The organism is Rhodobacter sp. TJ_12, from assembly GCF_020023995.1.
In the GTDB taxonomy this organism is placed as follows: Bacteria; Pseudomonadota; Alphaproteobacteria; order Rhodobacterales; family Rhodobacteraceae; genus Rhodobacter.
Genome location: NZ_NRRD01000045.1, coordinates 1 through 2094, shown reverse-complemented (window position 1 = coordinate 2094; position 2094 = coordinate 1). Strand labels below are relative to the sequence as shown.

The 2094-nt window shown below is 58.2% G+C and carries 1 protein-coding gene and 1 pseudogene; both read left to right on the top strand.

The annotated features are described in order from the left end of the window. Positions 1 to 351: 351 nt before the first annotated feature. Positions 352 to 651: pseudogene (locus CKO11_RS17635) on the top strand (TniQ family protein); the annotation flags it as partial. Positions 652 to 765: 114 nt separating this feature from the next. Then, positions 766 to 2094 (top strand): hypothetical protein (locus tag CKO11_RS17040; protein ID WP_223641484.1); only part of this gene is annotated, 1329 nt, incomplete at its 3' end.

Below are 2094 nucleotides of genomic sequence, written 5' to 3'. Positions count from 1 at the left end.
GCTTCTCCTCATCCGTCCAAAGCCGCTTCGTCCGACGCGCCACGCCATCACCATAGTGTCCACTATCGATGGTGGACACTATCCGCCTCTCTCACCACGCGGCAGAGCAGTCAGCCCGGACGCTTACACAAGAAAAATATGTGACTGCAGTCCATCAGATCTAAGCAGATTACTTATTACTTGTTCTCTGGACGGTTAGAACAGTAGCGTCAGGCGTTATCTATTTGGTTGAGCATTACGGTATCGCAACACGTGGGGCGTTTGAGCACACAGGAGGTGTACTTGCCGCGGAAACTCGCCCTTACATTGGAGCCCGTTGACCGCGAGACGCTCCCGTCGCTGTTTTCGCGCATGGCAATCCTAAATGGAACCGACGTTGTCAACTTCGCCCTCGATCTTGGCATCACCTTTCGGCGTATCTTGGAGCAGGACGAAGAGGCCGTCGCGATTTTTGCAGAACGCGCAGGGGTGTCGCCCGCGCAGCTCGCCGAGCTGCTCTCCTGGACAGGTGAACGCATCGGAGACGTCCGGATGCGGTTTCGGAAGGAAGTCTTCGTCTCGCGGGCCCTTCGAAATCCGATCATTCGGGGCTGTCCACTCTGCATGCGTGAGCATGCAGCTGATCAACCCCATCCATTGCGGCACATTGCCTTGCGGGGGGACTGGCTCTGCAGAGGTGTTGATATTTGCCACCAGCACCACCATCCGCTGGTTCCCTTGTGGTCTAGCTCTCTCCCCATCGAACGGGATAATATTGGAGCGAGATTGGCGGAAATCCTGCCCGACCTTCGAGCCGGATCATTTGATTGCGTGCATATTGATCCTACCGACTATGACCTTTGGCTTGATGAGCGTCTATCGCAGGGTACCGCTGTGGACAAAACATGGCTGGCCTCGCAGCCGGTGTTTCCGGCGATCACACTCTGTGAGTTTATCGGTGCAGCCTTGCTGCGCAAGCAGGGCGAGGCCCCGGACGATCGGCGCGCCAAGGCCACGGGCTTTACCTTTGTCTCGCAAGGCCCTGATGGGATCCGAGCGGCTCTGGACATCCTCATGCGATCACAGGACGGTGGCCACATCGTAACGCAGGGCGAAATGGGTCCGCTCTTCAAGCACCTTAAGGGCATCTATCTTGATGACGATGCCTTTGCGGTCTTTCGCGGGATCCTTCGTGACTATTTTCTGGAAATATGGCCGTTGGCGCCAGGTGATGACCTTCTTGGGCAGGCCGTGACCGAGCGGCGCCTACACTCCATTAGGTCAGCATCCAAGGAAACCGGCATCGGCCCGACAGTTCTGGATGATTTCTTGACAGAAGCGGGCGCGTTTGCGCCCAGCGACGCGCGTGCCGATGCCCGCAAGACCTTTGATGCGAAAGCTTGGCAGTACATTCTTGATGAAATCCCGACATTGGTCGGTCCAATTGCGCTGCGACGGGCAATCGGCGCAACGCTGGCCGAATTGAACGGGTTGAAGGCAGACGGTGTCCTCGTCCCGAGAACCAACGTTGCAACGATCAAATCGCCTTGGCGGATTGCCGATGGCAAAGCTCTTCTTGAGGAGTTGACGGCCTACGCGCAGCCGGTTGCCCCAGAGGAGCCAGGGTGGGAGACGATCCAACGCGTTCACAAGCGGCTGGACCTTCCTGTTGGCGGGATCATTGCGGCTATCAGGGCTGGTTTTCTGCGCCTTGGTCAGCGCCCTGATGTGTTCGGTTACCACGGGTTTGTGGTGGAAATCACCGAGGCTGCTGCGCTCAAAGCAAAGGCCGCGCCAACGCGTAAGCCCTCGACCAACCGGGGAGAGGTGACCGCAGCGGCCTTCGCCCGGTCGGCAGGTATTCGTGGGAAAGGTCAATTCCTGGCTCTGATCGAAGGTGGTTACACGCCTGCGATGCTGGTTTTGAATCCCACGACCAAGCGTCGGGAATGGCGCATGAGCCGCGACGACATCGCTGCGTTTAAGGCCAGCTACACGACACTAACGATTCTGTCGGCCGAAACCGGTGCGCATAGGAACACGATCCGGGCCGTTCTGCAGAACGAGGGGGTCCAGCCGTTCCGACCGAACGGCTTGGATGTCGGACCGATCTAT